This is a genomic window from Acidithiobacillus sp. HP-11, from assembly GCF_015100075.1.
Classification (GTDB): domain Bacteria; phylum Pseudomonadota; class Gammaproteobacteria; order Acidithiobacillales; family Acidithiobacillaceae; genus Acidithiobacillus; species Acidithiobacillus thiooxidans.
This window is the reverse complement of sequence record NZ_JACKYY010000007.1, coordinates 58,939-77,670: the sequence shown is the minus strand read 5'-3', so window position 1 is coordinate 77,670 and position 18,732 is coordinate 58,939. Positions and strand designations below refer to the sequence as shown.

The following is an 18,732-nucleotide window of genomic DNA, read 5'->3' as shown; positions in this document are numbered from 1 at the left end:
CTCTGGAAGGTTTCAACAGTCTGCTCCAGTCCGCCAAATCCAGGGCACGGGGCTATCGCACCCACAAGAATTTTATTAACATGGCTTACCTCGTACTGGGTAAGCTGGATCTCAAGCTACCCACTTAAAACAGCGAGGAACCTTATTGAAGAATGGCTACGCTCGCAGATTCATGTTGCCAGCAAGCGCTAGAACCGAAAACATGCCTACTGATCAGCAAGCGCATCTCATCATCGCTCCATGAACTACCCTGTACCATCCCGATCTCCTTCGGACAAAGAAACAGAGGCTGGTCATCAGAACGAACCTATCGTCCAGGAAGATTATCGGCTGGTATCGCTAGGATTCGACTATTCGGCAACGCAAAGCATGATGCATAAGAGCGATCCGGATTGTCTCGTCCTCGGCTATACCCGAACCATGATGGGATTTTTGCTGTTTCATCCTAAACCCAAACATATCGCCATGATTGGTCTGGGGGGCGGGTCACTTGCCAAATATTGCCGGCGTCATCTTCCCGACGCGCAGTTTACGGCGGTGGAAATCAATCCGGAGGTGATTGCATTGCGTGACCGCTTTCACATTCCGCCGGATGGCCCCGGTTTTCAGGTGCTCTGCGCTGACGGTGCCGAATATGTCAGAGAAAATCCAAAAACCAATGATGTTCTTTTGCTAGACGGCTTCAATCGTAATGGCCAAGCCGAAGAATTATGTACTACTAGCTTCTATGACCATTGCTATGCCAACCTGCGCAATTACGGTGTACTGGTGGTCAATTTGCTCAATAGTGATGCGCGGATGGATGCCTATATCAGTCGTATTCAGACCAGCTTTGATGATCAGGTCATTGTTGTGGATGCGGAAAAATCCGGCAACAAGATTCTCTTTGCATACAAGGGGGATCAATTTCCACGACTAGCCAGGAAAATATTCGAAAGAGCGCGGAGGATGAGTGCATTGCATGATGTTTCCCTGAATAGTACGGCCCACAAACTGATCCAAAAATTGAGTCTGCTATATGTGTTGTGATGGCATCAGAGCAGCACGGCCAGCATCACCAGCCACAATCAGTTGATAATTTGTCCCTGCTCATCGATGGTTCTGACATATTGATGCTGCAGTAAAAACTCTTTAAATGCCTGCGGTGCAGGGGCCAGATGCTTGCCTTTGCGGTGCACCAGATGCCAGGCTCTTTGCAAGGGAAACCCCTCCACGGAAAGTTCGCGCAGATAACCAGCCGCTATTTTTACCACGACACTGTGGCGCGCCAGAAAACCAATCCCCATACCAACGGTCACCGCCTGTTTGATGGATTCATTACTGTCCATGATCACCCCTTCCTTGATGTGCAATCCCTGTTCGGAAAAATAGCGCAATACGGTCTCCCGCGTTCCCGATCCAGGCTCCCGTAACACAAAGGGTTCCTTAACAATTTCAGCTTGCGGAATGTTTTTTTGCCAAGCCATGGGATGATTGGACGAAGCAACCAGAATCAGATAGTTACGATGAAAGGGCAGGGCAACCAGGTCCAGCGCCGGAGACGGCTCGCCCATGATGGCCATGTCTACGTCATTACGTTCGAGTCCTGCGAGGACGTCTTTGCGGTTGGCAATGTTTAAATGGATTTTGACCCGGGGATGTTTATTCAAAAATCGGGAAAGCAATTCCACGGCAAAAGCATTGGCGGTGGAGGTCACGGAAATGCGGAGGAGTCCGTCTTCTATATCCCGTAAATGCTCCAGAGAGCGTTTCAGGTTTTCCAGTTCTGTACCGATTAGTGCGCCGGAGCGGAGAACCTGTGCTCCGGCATCGGTCAGGTAGACTTTTTTGCCGACCTGTTCGGTCACGGGCAAACCAATTTCCTGTTCGAGTTTGCGTACCTGCAGATACACCGCTGATTGAGTGAGATGCAACTGGTTGGCGGCTTTCGTGTAGGATCCAGTCGCTTCTAACATGCCCAGAATCTCCAGTTGGCGCAGGGTCAGGTTTCTCATGAATGGATCTCCTTAAGTGCAGGGGCTGCGGCCTTAATAATATATTTTATCTATTATATGCATATGAATTAATCGTTTTTTATAATGATTTTTGTAGTGTACTGTCTGTTGACTTCTCAATCAATTTAAGGAAAGGAACATGGACCAGTCCTCACGTTATGCCGATCTCTCTTTGCGCGAAGAAGATCTGATCGCCGGTGGCAAGCACATACTGGTTGCCTACAAAATGAAACCCAAAGCAGGATATGGCTATCTTGCATCAGCCGCGCACTTTGCGGCGGAATCCTCAACCGGAACCAATGTGGAAGTATCGACTACAGATGATTTCACCAAGGGCGTGGATGCTCTGGTTTATCACATTGACGAAGCCACCGAGGATATGCGTATTGCCTATCCTATGGATCTGTTTGACCGCAACATTCTCGACGGGCGCATGATGATTGTGTCCTTTCTCACGCTGGCTATCGGTAATAACCAGGGCATGGGGGATATTGCGCATGCCAAAATGATCGATATCTTTTTCCCCCCTCGGGCAATACAACTGTTTGATGGTCCTGCCAGGGATATTTCTGATTTATGGCGGATTCTGGGTCGGCCCATCAAAGATGGCGGCTATATTGCCGGCACCATCATCAAGCCGAAACTTGGCCTGCGGCCAGAACCCTTTGCGGAAGCCGCTTATCAGTTCTGGTTGGGCGGTGATTTCATCAAGAACGATGAGCCTCAGGGAAATCAGGTGTTTTCTCCCTTGAAAAAAACCATTCCGCTGGTTGCCGATGCGATGAAGCGTGCCATGGACAAGACCGGGCAGCCCAAGCTTTTTTCCGCCAATATCACGGCCGATGATCATTATGAAATGTGTGCCCGTGCTGACTATATTCTCGGTATTTTTGGTCCGGACGCTGACAAAGTGGCCTTCCTCGTGGACGGTTTTGTCGGTGGTCCCGGCATGATCACGACGGCACGCCGCCAATATCCCGGCCAATATCTCCATTATCACCGGGCCGGACATGGCATGATCACCTCACCCTCAGCCCTGCGCGGATACACTGCTTTCGTGCTGGCTAAAATTTCCCGTCTGCAGGGGGCATCCGGCATCCACGTCGGTACCATGGGTTACGGCAAAATGGAAGGCGAAAATGACGATCGCAACATCGCCTACATGATTGAACGCGATGAGTGTCAGGGTCCGGTGTACTACCAGAAGTGGTATGGCATGAAACCCACTACACCGATCATTTCTGGTGGCATGAACGCACTGCGCCTGCCCGGATTTTTCGAAAATCTGGGCCACGGTAATGTGATCAATACTGCCGGCGGTGGTGCTTATGGTCACATTGACAGCCCGGCGGCCGGAGCCATCTCCCTGCGCCAGGCCTATGAATGCTGGAAAGCCAAGGCGGATCCCATTGAATGGGCCAAGGAGCACAAGGAGTTTGCGGGTGCTTTTGCGTCCTTCCCGCAAGATGCGGATCAACTTTACCCGGGTTGGCGGGATAAAATCGGTGCGCATCGATAAGGTATTGTTGTAGCGGTGAGTCATCACCCAATGCCGTAGGCCGAAATCTCGCCGTTCGCAGATTTCGGCCTGTTTTCTTTTTGCGTGATTCCAGCTACCGCTGGAATGGAGATCTGCACATGAACCCTGGTGATCCGATATACGATTACATGGTCAACAAGGAGCCTTATTATCATCCGCAAGGGGATGAGATTGCCCTGTTTACCGCTGCCTATGCCCGGCGCTTGCCGGTCATGATCAAAGGCCCCACGGGCTGCGGCAAATCCCGATTCGTCGAATACATGGCCTGGAAACTGGGTAAGCCCCTGATCACGGTGGCTTGCAATGAAGATATGACCGCTGCAGATCTGGTTGGCCGCTGGCTCCTGGATGCAGAGGGGACCCGCTGGCAGGATGGTCCGCTCACGGTGGCAGCTCGCTATGGTGCCATCTGCTATCTGGATGAAATTGTCGAAGCCCGACAGGATAGTACCGTGGTCATCCACCCCCTGACTGACCATCGTCGCCAGCTCCCGCTGGACAAAAAAGGGGAACTGATTCAGGCGCACGCTGATTTCCAGCTGGTGATTTCCTACAATCCGGGCTATCAGTCCTTGATGAAAGACCTCAAACAGTCCACCAAACAGCGTTTCGCCGCTTTTCGCTTTGATTATCCGGAAACAAAGGTGGAAACAGAAATCCTGGTCCGTGAAGTGGGTATTCCTGAACAGACTGCGGAACAATTGGTTGCCCTGGCCAAAAGTTCCCGTAACCTGAAAGGACATGGCATGGATGAAGGAATATCGACACGCTTGCTGGTTTACGCAGCATCGCTCATTGCCGATGGGGTGCCCGCAACACGCGCCTGCAGGATGGCGCTGATGGACCCGATTACGGATGACGAGGACATACGCAGCACACTGGAGCATGCCATCGATGCCACCTTCAACTGACGCAAAAACCGGGTCAGCGATTCCGCCCGACGAGGACTACTGGCGGCGTCATCTGGACTGTGCTTTTAGCTCAGTGCAGGCGGTTTTTGCGGACTGCTTCACGATTGCCGCTGCGCAGTGGCAGGAGCAGGAATTGTTCGCTTATGTAGATGCTGCCCGCTTTTTGTGCAAATTGGGGCGGGGTGCCGAGCCGGTGATGGCCTTTCTGGAAGGCTGGCCGGAAGTGGCCGCTGCTGCCGGTCACGACTGTATCGATCCGGTTTTGCAGTGGGTGGCGAAAATCCAGCGTTCGCCCAATGGTGATGTTATCGGATTGTTTTTCCAGACGCTTCCTGCCGTTACCCGGGCTTTGCCCAACCAGACGCTGCTTCGCGACTATCTCGATTTGCTGACGGATATTGCCGAACGCAGCAGCGCCTCCATCCATGGCCGCCACGCCATTCTCCCCAGCCGCGCTTTGCCTGAATTCATTCGCCTGGCGGCCGAACTCCTGCAAAAAGTGAATCTGGAGGGACTGCAGACCTGGGCAGAATACGGGTTGCGCTATTATGCCAGTAACCCCGAACGTCAGGCGGATTATTTTGCCCTGCAAAGTGCAGACAGTCGGGCCATTTTTCAGGAGCAGCGCGATGGGACCCTGCTGCGCAGCCACGAGCGTGAGATGGACCTGTATTTGCGGGCCCTCTGGGATGAACCCGCCATGCTGGTCCCGTATTCGGAAGCTTTTGATCATTTGCGTCGGCCCCAGCCTTACCTGGATTCCCTGGGTATGCATCTGCCGGACCTGTACCATGATCGGGAGGGTATATCGGGCCTGGATCAATACCGTCTGGCCCTCGCCCATCTTGCCGCTCATCGCCGCTACAGTCAGGCGCTCCTTGCCGATAACTGGAGTCCCTTTCAGCGCTTGTACATCGAATATTTTGAAGATGCGCGCGTGGACACCCTGATTTTGCGGCGTTTCCCCGGGCTTCGGACGCTGATGCTGCAATTGCATCCCCATCCCGAGGAAGATGCCTGCGATTCCGGGCAGGAATCCTGCATACGTCATCGTCTGACCCTGTTTTCCCGAGCCGTTCTCGATCCTGAGCATGGTTACCAGAACCCCGTCCTCCGGCAATTTGTGCAGCGCTTTCACGAGCAAATGCTGAACAGCTCGGGCAGCACCCACAGCATTGCGGAACTCGCCCTGGAATATCTCATTCAGACACGCCTGCCGAGTGACAGTTTTGCCAAGATTTATTTTACCGATACGGAAGTGTCCTACCGGGATGACAACCGCCACCTCTGGCAGTTTATTGATGGCGATCAGGAAAGTGAGGAGGAAAGCAGCCGGGCCGAGACGGTATCGGAAAATGAATGGACGCTGGTCCGGCACTATCCCGAGTGGGATTACCGATCGCAACATTACCTACCGGATTGGGTCAGTCTCTACGAGCATCTGCATCCTCAAGGTTCTGCCAGCGATATCCTGCAGATATTGCAGAAACACGCCGCTTTGGCCAAGCGCCTTGAGCGGCTGCTGGACATGCTGAAACCGCAGGATCGCGAACGCCTGCGCCGTCAGGAAGAGGGGTCCGATCTGGATTTGGACTGGGCGCTGCGTTCCTGGGTAGATTATCGCTGTCGACAAAATGTCGATCCGCGCATCAACGAAAGTTTCCGCCACGCACGAAGGAATCTTTCGGTGAGTCTGCTGCTGGATCTTTCCGAATCGCTGAATGATCCGGTTGAGGGTGCAGGCTCAGGACCTACCATCCTTTCCCTGGCCCAGGAAGCCGTTACACTGCTAGCCTGGGCGATTGACCGCCTGGGTGACCCCTTTGCCATTTCCGGCTTTTATTCCAACACCCGTCATGAGTTGCGCTACTGGCATATCAAGGGATTTTCTGAACCTTGGCAGGATGCAGTCTACGCACGGCTCGCAGCGCTCCGTGCCGCCTATTCTACGCGCATGGGTGCGGCCTTGCGTCACGCCGGACACTATCTGTCCGGTCAATCTGCCGACAAGCGCCTGCTTCTGATCCTGACCGATGGGCAACCGGCCGACATCGATGTGGATGATCCGGATTACTTGCTGGCAGATACCCGTCGCGCCGTTCTGGAGCTGGAGGAGAAGGGCATTTTTTGCCATTGCATCAGCCTTGATCCACATGCAGACGAATACGTACGAAAAATTTTTGGTAATCGATTCAGCATTATTGATCGGATTGAATCGTTGCCGGAAAGATTGCCGGAGATTTTTTTAAGCCTGACCCATTGAATGGCTTCATCCTAACGGCAGTTGCCGTGGGTGCTTTGCAGCGACTTTTGTTCCGGGCCGTTGTTGTTCTTGGCGAAATCCTGCGCCCTTCAGGAGAGCTGTCTGAGCCCGAAGGGCGAGTTCTCTCCTGACAGCAGGATGAGCCCTAGAACAACAGGCAAGGAACAATGGAGCAAAAAGCACCCACGGCAACTGCCGTTTTTAGCTTCATACGTTAATATGGACACGCCGTCCATTTTAACGGACAATCCGAGGCATGAAACAGCTTGCTCAACGTTTGCGTCAGCTTCGCGAAGACCGACAACTTTCCCTGCGTGCCCTGGGAGAAATGGCCGGGGTCTCTTCCAGTGCGCTATCCCAGATTGAAGCTGAGCAGGTTTCCCCCTCCATTGCCACGCTTGAGAAAATTTGCACTGCCTTGGGGCTCAGGATTGCCGCACTCCTGGATGAACCGGATAGTGAAGCATCCCCGCTCATTCTCCGTGCCGGACAAAGACGTCGGGTCTATAGTTCAGGGTCGCATGCCACGATTGAACCACTGGCACGAGGATTTTCCCGAAAAAAAATGCAACCGCTGCTGGTCACGCTGGATGCAGGTGGAGAATGTGGAGACCACCCTTATAGTAGTGCCGATGGGGAAGAGTTCGCCATGCTCATCAAGGGAAGCGCGCGCTTTGAACAGCAAGGTTCCAGCTTTGATCTGGATGAGGGGGATGCCGTCTACTATGACCCGCGTCTTTCCCATAACTGGCATAATTTGCATGAATTGCCATCCGTGCTTTTGATCGTGGTGGCGCAGTGAACTCCGGCGACTGTCTGCTTTGGGTCCTGTATGCGTCACTGTTGTCTTTATTGCCGACAGTGCTGGTGGCAATTCCCGCATTGCCAATCCGCTGGAAACGTTCCCTGGGTTTTCTGCTGACCGTTGCATTTTGCCTGCTACTCATCGTGGTCGGCATACATGCGCTGGCAAGCCCTGCGCTCCATGCAAGTATCCCGGGGCCACTCACCGATCTTGCCTGGCAATTCACCCTCGACCCGCTCTCCGGTTTTTTTCTGTTGGTGCTGGGATCTGTGGGATTTGCGGCGTCCTTGCATGCTATTGGTTATTTCCATCATGGCAGCCAGAGCAAGCTGAAACAGGTGCTATTGCCTTATCCGGTTTTTGTGACGGCCATGGTTTGGGTATTGCTGGCAGCCAATGCCTACACATTCCTTGTGGCCTGGGAACTGATGGCCCTGAGTTCAACATTTCTTATCCTGGTCGAAGGCCAGGACCAGCGTCGGCAGCAAGCCGCCTATCTGTATTTACTGATCGCGCATCTCGGTGCCCTGGCCCTTTTTGTCGCTTTTGCCTTGCTGAGTCATGGTGATCTGATCATCAACGGGAATTTTCAGCGCATGGCACAATCGCCCTATTCTCCTGTGGTCGCCAATGCGGTTTTTGGGCTCACCTTGCTGGGCTTTGGTGCAAAACTGGGGCTTCTGCCACTTCATGCCTGGCTTCCAGAGGCGCATCCGGCGGCGCCATCGCCGGTTTCGGCACTGATGAGTGGGGCCATGTTGCCCGTTGCGGTCTATGGCCTGCTGCGGATTGACTGGCAAATTCTTCCGGCGGGCGCGGGGTGGTGGGGTCCGCTTTGGCTGGGACTGGGTTTAAGCTCTGCACTTTTTGCCGTTTTGTATTCGGCACTGCAAACCGACATGAAGCGGCTGCTGGCTTATTCCTCCATGGAAAATATGGGACTTATCCTGATCGCTCTCGGTCTTTCCCGAATTTTTGCCGAGCAAAATCTGTGGCCCCTGGCCGCTCTCGCCTTGATAGCGGGTTTATTTCAAGTGCTGAATCACGCTTTTTTCAAGAGCTTGCTTTTTCTGGGAAGCGGCAGCGTCCTACACGCTACAGGCACCCTGGAAATGTCCCATTTGGGTGGCCTGATTCGCTCCATGCCGCAGACGGCTTTTCTGGTGCTCATTGGCATTTTTGCCCTTGCCGGATTGCCGCCGTTGAATGGTTTTGCTTCGGAATGGCTGTTACTTCAGGCCTTCCTGTTGGCTCCCAGCTTGCCATCAGGAATGCTACGGGCCATTCTTCCCCTGGCCGCCGCAGGTGTTGTGCTGGTTACTGCTGTGGCGGCATTTGCCATCGTCAAATTTTATGGGATCGCTTTTCTGGGGCGGGCGCGTAGTGCGGTCGCCAAACAGGAGGCCGGGATCTGGGAGCGCGCCAGCATGGCCTTTTTGGCCCTGTTCTGCGTCCTGCTCGGTGTGTTTCCGGGCCGCGTAGTAGACAGTTTGTCGCACATAACGGCTCTGTTGTTACATGGCAGCCAAATAGCCCACCAAAGCGCGCTGGCGCTCACACCGATTTCGGCGCAGCGGGCCAGTTATCTCCCCGGCGTTTTTCTTTTGGGAATCGCACTGTCCATTGCGGTCGTTTTTGTACTGGTTTGGTGGCGTTTCGGTCGCTCCCTGCGCCGTGCCCCCGTATGGTCCTGTGGTTTTGCAGCAGATTATAGTGCCCAAACACAAGACAGTCCGACCGGTTTCAGCCAGCCTCTGCTCAGAATTTTTGGCGTTTCCTTAAGCACGCTCAGAAACCGCCAGGGCGGGAGAAACACCCTCCCGGTGCAAATTCCTGATCCTTTCTGGAAAGGTTTTTACCTGCCCTGGGGTCGTGTCACCCTGTGGATTGCCGGAGGGATCAGCAGATTACAGCATGGTCGCATCACCTCTTATCTGCTGTATTCTTTTCTGACCCTGATTGTCCTTCTGGTGTTTTTTCGGTGAATACAAGAGGGCGAGGCTTCAATGACTAGTCTGATCAGCTGGCGGGATCAATGCTTCCAGATCCTTTTTGTCGTCGCGGCGGCTCCACTTCTGGCGGGTTGGCTGCAGACGGTCCGGGCACTTTTGCAAAATCGGCGTTCTGCAGGGGTTCTCCAGCCCTATCGTGATCTTTTTCGATTGTTTCATAAGGAAACTCTGATTCCTGAACAATCTTCCTGGCTGTTTCAGTTTGCACCCTATGTCATGTTCGGAGCCAAGATCATGGCGGTGGCCATCGTGCCCATCATTGCCAATGGCTTGCCTCTGGCCAGTGCTGCCGATGTCATTGCGCTGGTGGGTCTGCTGGCCGTGGCGCGCATTTTTCAGGTGCTGGCGGCCATGGATACGGGAACAGCTTTTGGCAGTTATGGGGCGCATCGTGAAATGCTGATTTCCGCATTGGCAGAACCGGCCTTACTGGCGGCACTGTTTACCGCCTCTTTATTGGCCCGATCCACATCGCTTGTGCAGATTGTTCATCTGAGTCAAATACAGTTATTTTCCATTCATCCCAGCATGGTTTTTGCCGCCATCGCATTTGGCTTTGTTCTGCTCGTGGAAAACGCCAGAATTCCGGTGGACAATCCGGCAACGCACCTCGAACTGACCATGATTCACGAAGCGATGGTGCTGGAGTATTCAGGACGGCACCTGGCACTGCTCGAATGGGCGGCACAACTCAAGCTGTTTTTATATATGACCATTGGTTTCGCCCTGTTCCTGCCCTGGGGAATTGCTGCAAAACCGTCGCTGACAAGCCTGGTCATTGCTGCAGGACTGGTTCTCGTCAAACTGTTTTTTGCGGTTGTGGTTCTGGCGCTGGTGGAAACCTTACTGGCAAAAAAACGGCTTTTTCGGGTCCCTGAGTTCGCCATCACCGGCTTCCTTTTCGGAGTCATCGGTTTATTGAGTCACTTCATGCTGGGGTCATGATCATGCATTCCATTCTTGCCCATAGCGCGATTATCAGCCCCGTGTTGAGAATTCTCGCGGCCTGGATGTTGGTACTCAGTTTCGCCCTGCTTGCGCAAAGACGGCTGCTGAGTCTTATTCGCCTGCTTGCCTGGCAGGGTGTCACCCTGGCGGTGGGTACGGCCCTCGTCGCGCAGTTAACGGGTGATCCCATCCTCTGGGTTTCGGCGGTGTTGACCTTGTCCATCAAGGGAATTCTCATGCCCTATGTCTTGCATTATCTGTTGCGTCGTCTGCAGGTGCGCGGTGATGTCGAGATGACACTCAATGTCCCTAGTACGCAACTGCTGGGTATTTTACTGGTGGTATTTGCATTTTCCATTGCCGCCCCTCTGGATGGATATTTGCCCGCCGCGACCCATGGCATGCTAGGGATTGCCCTGGCCGCATTTTTGCTGTCGTTCCTGATGATGATTACCCGCCGCAAGGCGATCTCCCAGATCGTGGGCTTTCTGGCCATGGATAACGCCCTGTTTTTCGCCGCCACCAGTGCAACACTGGGGATGCCGCTGATCGTCGAATTGGGTATTGCCCTGGATACCCTGATCGGGTTGGTGGTGATTGGCGTCTTTTTCTTTCAGATCCGCGACACTTTCGACAGTCTCGATCTGCATTATCTGGAACATATCCGGGAGGATAAATGATCATCTTCTGGGTGCTGGTTCTGGCTGGTGCCGGAGTTCCCTTACTGGCGTTTTTGGGCAGCGGGCGACGCGGAGCCAGACTGTTTCTGCTGCTTAATTTTCTGGTGTTGATCGCCTGTGTGGTTATGTCCGTGCAAGTGGCTACCGAGGGCATCATCCGGGCAGGCGGCGATGAATTCCGGGTGGACGCCTTTTCCCTGTTACTGGCACTGGTCAACAGTACGGTCGGCTTTTCCATTGCCTGGTTTTCACACAGCTACTTTTTGAAAGAAGTACAGCATCATGGTTTGTCCGCAGGGCAACAAAAGCTGTACCACAGTATGTTCCAGCTTTTTCTATTTACCATGTTGCTCGCTGTGCTCACCAACAACATGGGGATTCTCTGGGTGGCTCTGGAAGGGGCGACCCTGTCCAGTGTGCTGCTGGTCAGTCTGATGCGTAAGCCGCAAGGTCTGGAGGCCGCATGGAAATACTTCATTCTCTGTGGCGTCGGGCTCGCCATGGCGCTGTTGGGAACGGTGTTACTGTATTTTGCGGCGGAACCCGCACTGGGTGCAGGTAGTGATGCCTTACTTTGGTCACAATTGCATGCCCATTCTGCCGCGCTCAATTCCGGGGTGCTGACCATTGCCTTTATTTTTGTGCTCGTGGGCTTTGGAACCAAGGTTGGTCTGGCCCCCCTGCACAGTTGGTTACCCGATGCCCATGCGGCAGGACCCAGTTCTGCATCCGCCGCCTTGTCCGCTTTGCTGCTGAATGTGGCGCTGTATGCCATCCTGCGTTTTAAAAGTCTCCTGTCCGGCCCTGTGGCCGGGCCTTTCACTGGGCATCTGCTGATGGGCTTCGGTCTTCTGACCCTGTTGCTTGCTGCCTTTTCCATGTTTCGGCAACAGGACGTCAAACGTCTTTTTGCCTACTCTTCCATGGAGCACATGGCACTGATCACTTTTGCTTTTGGTTTGGGCGGACCGCTGGCGGTTTTTGCGGGTATGCTCCACATGCTGGGACATAGTTTGGCAAAATCCTCGGTGTTTTTTGCTACCGGGCAGGCCAGCCAGGAAGCTGGCACTCAGGACATTTCCGCACTGAACGGCTTGATGCATTCCCGGCCCGTCTTGGGCTGGAGTGTCCTCCTGTCGGTGCTGGCGATTCTGGGTATGCCTCCGGGTTCCCTGTTTTTCAGTGAGATTCTGATCCTTGCCAGTGCGGTACAACAATCCTGGCAAACCCTGCCTTTTCTTCTGCTCGGCCTGGGCACCGTATTTGCGGCAATATACCCGCGCCTGCAGAGCATGCTCCTGGCCCCCGCCAATTCTCTCCCCCATCGGCAAAGCGGGGTGGGCGGGCTTTTGCCGGTTTTTTTTCAAATATCCCTGGTGGTGATTCTGGGGGTGGCGATCCCCGGGCAAATAGAGCTATGGCTGCATGACGTTGCAGGAATTGTCCAATGACTGAACTTGGTTCTGATACTTTGCCCTCTGTGGGCCAGTGGCAACAAATTCTGACTGCGCCACCCGTCTGGCAGGTCAAGGTGCAGACTGCATCCTGGACAAGTGCCGCGCTGGCGCTGCGCGATCAGGGCGGGCGTTTGCTGGGATTGTGGGGAGAGGCGGGCCATGAAAATGCATTTTTTTACATACATGCGCTGGGCCTTGGTTCAACCGGATATTTGTGGATCACTCTGACGGTGCAATCCAGCGAGGGACAATTTCCCTCGCTGGCCGACATTTTTCCCGCTGCCTCGCGGATGGAGCGGGCCCTGTACGATCTTACGGGAATCAGGGCGGCGGGGAATGCCGATACCAGGCCATGGCTCCGCCATCAGTGCTGGCCAGCGGGGATTTTTCCACTGCGGGAGGGTCAACTGGATGACAGATCCTTCGGCATGGATGGTGATGCCGATTATCCTTTTCAATTGATTGATAGCGTGGATGTCCACCAGATCCCGGTGGGACCGGTACACGCGGGCACCATTGAGCCCGGACACTTTCGTTTTTCGTGTATCGGTGAACAAATTCTGCGTCTGGAAGAACGATTGGGATACACGCACAAGGGCGTCGAACGCCTTTTCCAAGATCGGGATGTGTTTGCGGGTGCGCGTCTGGCAGGACGCATCAGTGGTGACACTACAGCGGGTTATGCCTGGGCCTACTGCATGGCGGTGGAATCCATTGCCCGATGCGCAATCCCGCCTCGTGCAGCAGCTTTGCGTGCTGTTTGCCTGGAACGGGAGCGCATGGCCAACCATCTGGGTGATCTTGCCGCTCTGGGAAATGACGCTGGCTTCGCCTTCTGTCAGTCACAATTTCTGTTTATCAAGGAAAGCCTGCTCCGCGAAAACCGGGAAATTTTCGGACACCGCTATTTGATGGACTGCATTATTCCCGGTGGCGTCGCTTTTGATCTGAACTCCGCGCAAACAGCCTCAATTCGGAGTAACAGTGAATCCTGGCAGCGCACCGTGCAGCGTTTGGACCTCCTCTTGCAGGAGCATTCCGGTCTGCGGGATCGCCTGGTGGGTACAGGAAAAATTGTGCCACCCCGTGCTGCAGCACTCGGTATGGCGGGGCTTGCCGGCCGCGCCAGTGGTCAGGCCTGGGATTTGCGGGTCCAGTTTCCCCATGCGCCTTATCAGAATCTGGATGTTTCCATGCAGCTTTCCCCGGAAGGTGACGTGGCCGCACGTTGGCAATTGCGCTTTTTAGAGTTCTATGAGTCTCTGCGTCTGCAGACCCGGTTGTTGATGGAACTGCCCGGGGGAGCAGTCAGTACAACCATTCCGGAAAGCATCCCCGATGGCGAAGGCTTGGGCATCGTCGAAGCCTGGCGCGGCGAGGTGTTTGTCGCCCTATCTGTGGAAAACGCCCGTATCAAACGCTGCCACCCCCACGATCCCTCGTGGGTCCTGTGGCCGGTCCTTGAGGAGGCCGTGCTGAACGATATTGTCGCCGACTTTCCACTGATCAATAAATCGTTCAATTTGAGTTACAGCGGACATGATTTATAGCGTGTCAGCACCCGGAGGATATTGGCAATGTATCGCATACTGAAAGAAATCTGGCGACTGGGGAAACCGGGTAAAAAAATCATTCCCGCCAAAGGGCAGGGGCCATTCCGCCGGAGTGCCGCCATTCGCCATGTGGATGCAGGATCCTGCAATGCTTGTGAGCTGGAAATTCAGGCACTTTCGGGTCCACATTATGGCTTGGAGCAAGTCGGGTTGAGCCTGACAGCGTCGCCGCGCCATGCTGATTTGTTGATGGTAACCGGCCCGGTCAGCCGACATATGGCGACAGCGCTGCAAGACACGTTTTCAGCCATGCCAAATCCCAAAAAGGTCGTGGCCATAGGGGATTGCGCCTGTACGGGCGGCATATTCGCCGGGAGTTATGCCGTTGTCGGCGCGGTAGAAAAAGTGCTCCCCGTAGCCGGGCAATGTCCGGGCTGCCCACCTACACCCGAAGCGATTCGGCAAACATTGGTTCAGGTAGCCCGGCAGACACGATCCTGACGGGATTGGTGGGAATTCGTATTTTAAGGGGAATCCGTATCGCGCTGGCAACGGTTGCCCATCAAAACCCAGTGTCAGTTGGGTTTGTGGGTGCAGTGCCGTGTACAGTCTGCATTGCCCTGAAATGGGCGCACCGTTTATCGACACCTGTTATTTGCTCGGGATTTTGATTCCCACCGTGCTCGGCGCACTACTCGGGAAAACATTGTTGCGTTGGTAATGCGCCTGTTGCCGCCCAACCCCCAGGGGGCGGTATTGGGTAGCTTATTGGTGTCAGGTGTTTCCGTTCGGAAGCTTCTGACCAGAAAAGTATGCACCACACCTCACAGCCAAAGTGTACGAATGGGATACTGCCTGATAGCGGGGTCAGGGGTGACCAAGGTCAGTCCACGTTCGATGGCCTGACAAATCAGCATGCGGTCGAAAGGATCCCGATGAATGGGCGGTAGTTGCGGAAGATGACGCAGGTCGGTATCCGACAGCGCTATGCGTCGAAAATCCACTGCCTCGATTTGGCGGAGCATATAGTCAAAAACCGATTCGGAACCGCTTTCGATAATCAGCTTGCCGCTCGTGTGCTTCACCAGAATTTCCCAAATGGTGACCACGCTTATACAAACCTCCATATCCTCGGCGATATGGCTGCGTGCTGTAGCCGGAATCTTTTCTGTCTGTGCCAACCACCAGATCAGGGTACAAGTATCCAGCAGCAGCATCAGGTTTTGTCCGGTCTCGCCCCGCTCTCCTGTCCATTTGGGCGCCGGCTAAGCTATTGGAGTTATTGACAACTTCATTCAGCGCAAATGAGGTATCTTGAGTCTCGAGATGTGACCGGGAACGCTCGAAGCCGACCAGTCGCAACGGGTTACTTGCGCTGCGCTATTTTTTACAGCGGTTCCGGTATTCCCGTCGCGGCCTTTAGCCAGCGCCTGGCTATGTTCGAATCGATGGCTTTGCCGGCGGGCAAATGTTGGTTGAGCCAGTCTGTAAAGGAGCCTTGGACCTGCTCGAAAGGGCGATCGGTCATTTGCCCGTAAATCTGCAGGTAATCATGTCCGCCATCATGGCCCAGTAACCAGGGTTGATCGACAATCAGGACCGGGGTTCCTGCCGGAACGCGCGCAAATAGTGCTTCGATATTTTCTGGATAGAGGCGGATGCAGCCGTGACTGACGCGCATGCCGACCCCCCAGGGCTTGTTGGTGCCGTGCAGCAGGTAACCGGGAATAGCCAGGCGCAGGGCGAACAGTCCCAGTGGATTGTCTGGACCGGCAGGAACCACTGCTGGCAAAGGATCTCCGTTTTCTGCATGTTCCTTGCGAATGCTTTCCGGTGGTGTCCAGCTGGGATTTGCCACTTTGGCGGTAATGCGGGTCTTGCCCAGGGGTGTCCCCCAACCTTCGCGACCTATGCCGATGGGATAAGTGATTACTTCCGGGGCCTGTCCAGCGACAGTGGGCGGATAATAAAACAACCGCATGGCCGCCAGATTGATCACTATGCCCTGACGCGGGGCATCGGGCAGCACATATTCGCTGGGAAGAATGATGCGGCTGCCAGCGCCGGGTAACCAGGGGTCCACCTGTGGATTTGCGGCAGTAATCTGGTCATAACCCAGGTCATATTTACGGGCAATGTCGGAAAGTGTGTCTTCATGTCGGGCGCTGATGCTCTGGATAGCGCCGACGATATTGTCTCCAGGGGGTGGCAGCAGATACGTGCTGCTCCAGGCGGGAGCACTCAAGACTGTCAGCATTAAACCCAAAAAAGACAGGATAACTGCGGAACGATTTATGGGCATATGTCTGTCCTTGAAAACAGGGTGTAAATTTTACCATAGCGCAAAAAATGACTGCGCTGCTGATGCGGAAACAGTTCGCCCATGCCGTAGGCCCCCAGTATGGGCAACTCGGGATATTGCTCGCGCCAGATACACAGATCTTGATCTTCCTGACCAAAAAATGCCGCATCCCGACCAATGGAGCTGGAAATCCAGGCGAAGGTGGGCTCTTGGGTGCTGGCGGATAATTGTTCCAGAGCAATGCGGGTGTCACGCTCGGCAATGGCAGGATCGCGCAGGCTGAGAAAGGCCCGTGAGTGTTCCGCCAGTGGTCTTTCCAGCCAGAGCCCGCTTCGATTCAGGTCGGTGGCGCTAATGTGCAGTAATTCCGGCGGAGCTCCAGGGGCAGCATCGGCGCGAATCTCCCCCATGAGCAGGCGCTCCAGGGGCAGGCGACTGTCCTTGCGGATACTGACCGGAATATTCTGGGCCAGCAGGGGGAGCGCCAGATAACGTTCCAACTGCAGCAGCAAGCTGCCCTCCTGAAGATGGACCGGGAGTGGGGCACTCAGGGTGCGCAGTCCTGCGGACCAGACGCTTTGGGATGGCTGGATGCCCTGAAAGGCAATTTCCAGAATATTCCGTGGGCTAGCTTGATACCAGAAGCGCCCGCTGCGACTACTGAGACTGCCAAAGCGCGGTGATTGCTGCAACCATTCGCCCTGGAGCTGCTCCAGTCTTCCCCAACTGAATGTCACCAAGTCGGGGTCGGGAATCTGGGGGGTAAAACCCAGCGGCGCGCTCAGGAGGAGAACGGCACAGGCATTTTCCCCCAACGCCGAATCTCTTTCGGTAAATATCCCCGGAAAAGTCCCTGTCGCAATTTGCAGGCAGGACAGTGCACGCATCTGGGACAGCAGTAATGCTGGACTCACCGGAGCAAGGGTGGGGCTGAACAAGAACAAAGCGGCAGTGATGGCTTCACCGGAGAGTTTTTCGCGGGCCTCGGCAATGGCCGATTGAAGGAGTTCTCCGGGTGGCCGGTTACCGCGCGCGAAGCCGCTGGCTACTGGCTTTGATGGGCCCACAGTACCTTGTCAGGCCATGCGCAGCAACTGAACAGCGCGCAGCGTTCACAATGAGGGCGACGTGCCGTACAGGTATAGCGGCCATGCAGAATGAGCAGATGGTGAGCATCCTGAATATATTCAGCGGGAACCTTTTTGAGTAGAGCCTGTTCTACGGCGAGAGGGGTTTTACCCGGAGCAATACCAATCCGATTGCCTACCCGGAATATATGGGTATCCACGGCGATGGTGGGTTGTCCAAATTGGGTATTGAGTACCACATTGGCGGTTTTGCGGCCCACGCCGGGGAGTGCTTCCAGAGCGTGACGATCTGGGGGTACTTCGCCGTGATGCTGAGCAATCAGTTGCTCGGCCAGGCCATGCACATGACGGGCCTTGGCATTGAAAAGTCCGAGGCGACGAATATGATTTTTAATGCCCTCTTCACCGAGTGCGGCCATGCTGAAGGCATCGGGCGCCTCTGCAAATAAAGTCGCCGTACACAAATTGACCACCTTGTCGGTGCTTTGGGCGGAAAGAACTACGGCTACCAGCAACTGAAAGGCGCTGGCGTACTGCAATTCGGTTTTGGGTTCGGGGATGCTGGCGCGGAGCGCGGCAAAGCACTGCTTGATGTGTTTGGCATCCATAGCGCTAATTTGGAAATCGGGGGCTGAACCGGTGATCCGGCCCCCGATTATTGGGCTCAGACGTGACGATAACGACCGATTTCGGGCGCTTCGGCACGGGGATGGTTGGCCGCTACGGCATTGGCTGCGGCAATCCATTCTTCATGATCGTGTTCCAGAGCATGCAGCATATCATGGTCCAACTTGGGCAAAATGCTGCCTTTGATGAGTTCGCCCAGATCCAGCATGCGCGTGGCAATGGCATAACCATGCAGGTGGAAGTCATGATCGGCGTGGGTGCCGAAATGATCACTTGCGAAAAGCACACCCTTGGCGGCGTTGAGATCGGCGTCGTTCATGACGTAATCCTTGGCCCATTTGTACCATTCTTCAAAGTATTTTTCCTGGGCTTCAATACTCCAGTTGTGGGCTTCAAAAAAGGCAAAAACAGAAACGCGGTTGGCTTTACCGGAAAAGGGAAAATGACCTGACATCGTGCGACTCCTCATGCATGTGGGAAAAAAGTCATTGGAGCATTGTAGCGGTTTATGGCTACGGTGCAACGCAAAAGCTTTTTTGTGGGGATAATGAT

Annotated in this window: 19 protein-coding genes; 13 read left to right on the top strand and 6 right to left on the bottom strand. The window is 54.6% G+C overall.

Translation table 11 applies throughout. The features are described from left to right. Together H7F08_RS03925 and H7F08_RS03920 are read left to right on the top strand one after the other, a co-directional pair. Positions 1 to 128: transposase (locus tag H7F08_RS03925; RefSeq protein WP_193639917.1), on the top strand; the 128-nt coding region annotated here is incomplete at its 5' end. Positions 129 to 240: 112 nt separating this feature from the next. Then, positions 241 to 1,029, top strand: coding sequence for a transferase (locus tag H7F08_RS03920; RefSeq protein ID WP_024892932.1), 789 nt, complete (start codon positions 241 to 243; stop codon positions 1,027 to 1,029). Positions 1,030 to 1,067: 38 nt separating this feature from the next. On the opposite strand, the gene H7F08_RS03915 is transcribed toward H7F08_RS03920, so the two are convergent. After that, positions 1,068 to 1,994: a LysR family transcriptional regulator gene (locus H7F08_RS03915; protein ID WP_010637024.1), complete on the bottom strand. Its 927-nt coding sequence runs from the start codon at positions 1,992 to 1,994 to the stop codon at positions 1,068 to 1,070. 139 nt (positions 1,995 to 2,133) lie between these two features. On the opposite strand from H7F08_RS03915, the gene H7F08_RS03910 reads away from it, so the two are divergent. The 11 genes from H7F08_RS03910 to H7F08_RS15825 all read left to right on the top strand — a co-directional run bounded on the left by H7F08_RS03910 (position 2,134) and on the right by H7F08_RS15825 (position 14,884). Then, positions 2,134 to 3,513 (top strand): ribulose-bisphosphate carboxylase, encoded by a 1,380-nt coding sequence (locus tag H7F08_RS03910; RefSeq protein ID WP_075323289.1) that lies wholly within the window; start codon positions 2,134 to 2,136, stop codon positions 3,511 to 3,513. Positions 3,514 to 3,632: 119 nt separating this feature from the next. After that, complete coding sequence (locus H7F08_RS03905; RefSeq protein WP_193639916.1) at positions 3,633 to 4,445, top strand: CbbQ/NirQ/NorQ/GpvN family protein; 813 nt, start codon at positions 3,633 to 3,635, stop codon at positions 4,443 to 4,445. Continuing rightward, positions 4,429 to 6,708: a nitric oxide reductase activation protein NorD gene (locus tag H7F08_RS03900; RefSeq protein ID WP_193639915.1), complete on the top strand. Its 2,280-nt coding sequence runs from the start codon at positions 4,429 to 4,431 to the stop codon at positions 6,706 to 6,708. Before H7F08_RS03905 ends, H7F08_RS03900 begins: the two co-directional genes overlap by 17 nt. 256 nt (positions 6,709 to 6,964) lie before the next feature. Further along, entirely contained in the window at positions 6,965 to 7,510 is a 546-nt protein-coding gene (locus H7F08_RS03895) for a helix-turn-helix domain-containing protein (RefSeq protein ID WP_075323287.1), read from the top strand. Then, positions 7,507 to 9,498, top strand: a complete 1,992-nt coding sequence (gene hyfB / locus H7F08_RS03890) for a hydrogenase 4 subunit B (protein ID WP_193639914.1) — start codon at positions 7,507 to 7,509, stop codon at positions 9,496 to 9,498. The genes H7F08_RS03895 and hyfB overlap by 4 nt, the downstream gene beginning before the upstream one ends. Before the next feature lie 21 nt (positions 9,499 to 9,519). Beyond that, entirely contained in the window at positions 9,520 to 10,470 is a 951-nt protein-coding gene (locus tag H7F08_RS03885; RefSeq protein WP_193639913.1) for a respiratory chain complex I subunit 1 family protein, read from the top strand. A gap of 2 nt (positions 10,471 to 10,472) precedes the next feature. Beyond that, complete coding sequence (locus tag H7F08_RS03880; protein ID WP_051488033.1) at positions 10,473 to 11,153, top strand: formate hydrogenlyase; 681 nt, start codon at positions 10,473 to 10,475, stop codon at positions 11,151 to 11,153. Next, positions 11,150 to 12,604 carry a hydrogenase 4 subunit F gene (locus tag H7F08_RS03875; protein WP_193639912.1) on the top strand — a complete coding sequence of 485 codons (1,455 nt, stop codon included), beginning with the start codon at positions 11,150 to 11,152 and terminating at the stop codon, positions 12,602 to 12,604. The genes H7F08_RS03880 and H7F08_RS03875 overlap by 4 nt, the downstream gene beginning before the upstream one ends. Then, positions 12,601 to 14,160 carry an NADH-quinone oxidoreductase subunit C gene (locus H7F08_RS03870; RefSeq protein WP_193639911.1) on the top strand — a complete coding sequence of 520 codons (1,560 nt, stop codon included), beginning with the start codon at positions 12,601 to 12,603 and terminating at the stop codon, positions 14,158 to 14,160. Before H7F08_RS03875 ends, H7F08_RS03870 begins: the two co-directional genes overlap by 4 nt. Before the next feature lie 27 nt (positions 14,161 to 14,187). Next, positions 14,188 to 14,664, top strand: a complete 477-nt coding sequence (locus H7F08_RS03865; protein WP_024892940.1) for an NADH-quinone oxidoreductase subunit B family protein — start codon at positions 14,188 to 14,190, stop codon at positions 14,662 to 14,664. Between the two features lie 100 nt (positions 14,665 to 14,764). Beyond that, on the top strand, positions 14,765 to 14,884 hold the full coding sequence (locus H7F08_RS15825) for an NrsF family protein (protein WP_198926076.1): 120 nt from the start codon (positions 14,765 to 14,767) through the stop codon (positions 14,882 to 14,884). 103 nt (positions 14,885 to 14,987) lie between these two features. On the opposite strand, the gene H7F08_RS03855 is transcribed toward H7F08_RS15825, so the two are convergent. The 5 genes from H7F08_RS03855 to H7F08_RS03835 form a co-directional block, all read right to left on the bottom strand. Continuing rightward, on the bottom strand, positions 14,988 to 15,380 hold the full coding sequence (locus tag H7F08_RS03855) for a type II toxin-antitoxin system VapC family toxin (RefSeq protein ID WP_051690530.1): 393 nt from the start codon (positions 15,378 to 15,380) through the stop codon (positions 14,988 to 14,990). Between the two features lie 170 nt (positions 15,381 to 15,550). Then, positions 15,551 to 16,465: a L,D-transpeptidase family protein gene (locus H7F08_RS03850; protein ID WP_031571249.1), complete on the bottom strand. Its 915-nt coding sequence runs from the start codon at positions 16,463 to 16,465 to the stop codon at positions 15,551 to 15,553. Next, complete coding sequence (locus H7F08_RS03845; RefSeq protein WP_193639910.1) at positions 16,456 to 17,532, bottom strand: histidine kinase; 1,077 nt, start codon at positions 17,530 to 17,532, stop codon at positions 16,456 to 16,458. Before H7F08_RS03845 ends, H7F08_RS03850 begins: the two co-directional genes overlap by 10 nt. Next, positions 17,511 to 18,161 (bottom strand): endonuclease III, encoded by a 651-nt coding sequence (nth, locus tag H7F08_RS03840; RefSeq protein WP_024892944.1) that lies wholly within the window; start codon positions 18,159 to 18,161, stop codon positions 17,511 to 17,513. The genes H7F08_RS03845 and nth overlap by 22 nt, the downstream gene beginning before the upstream one ends. Positions 18,162 to 18,217: 56 nt before the next feature. Further along, positions 18,218 to 18,634, bottom strand: a complete 417-nt coding sequence (locus tag H7F08_RS03835) for a hypothetical protein (protein WP_024892945.1) — start codon at positions 18,632 to 18,634, stop codon at positions 18,218 to 18,220. Between the last annotated feature and the right edge of the window lie 98 nt (positions 18,635 to 18,732).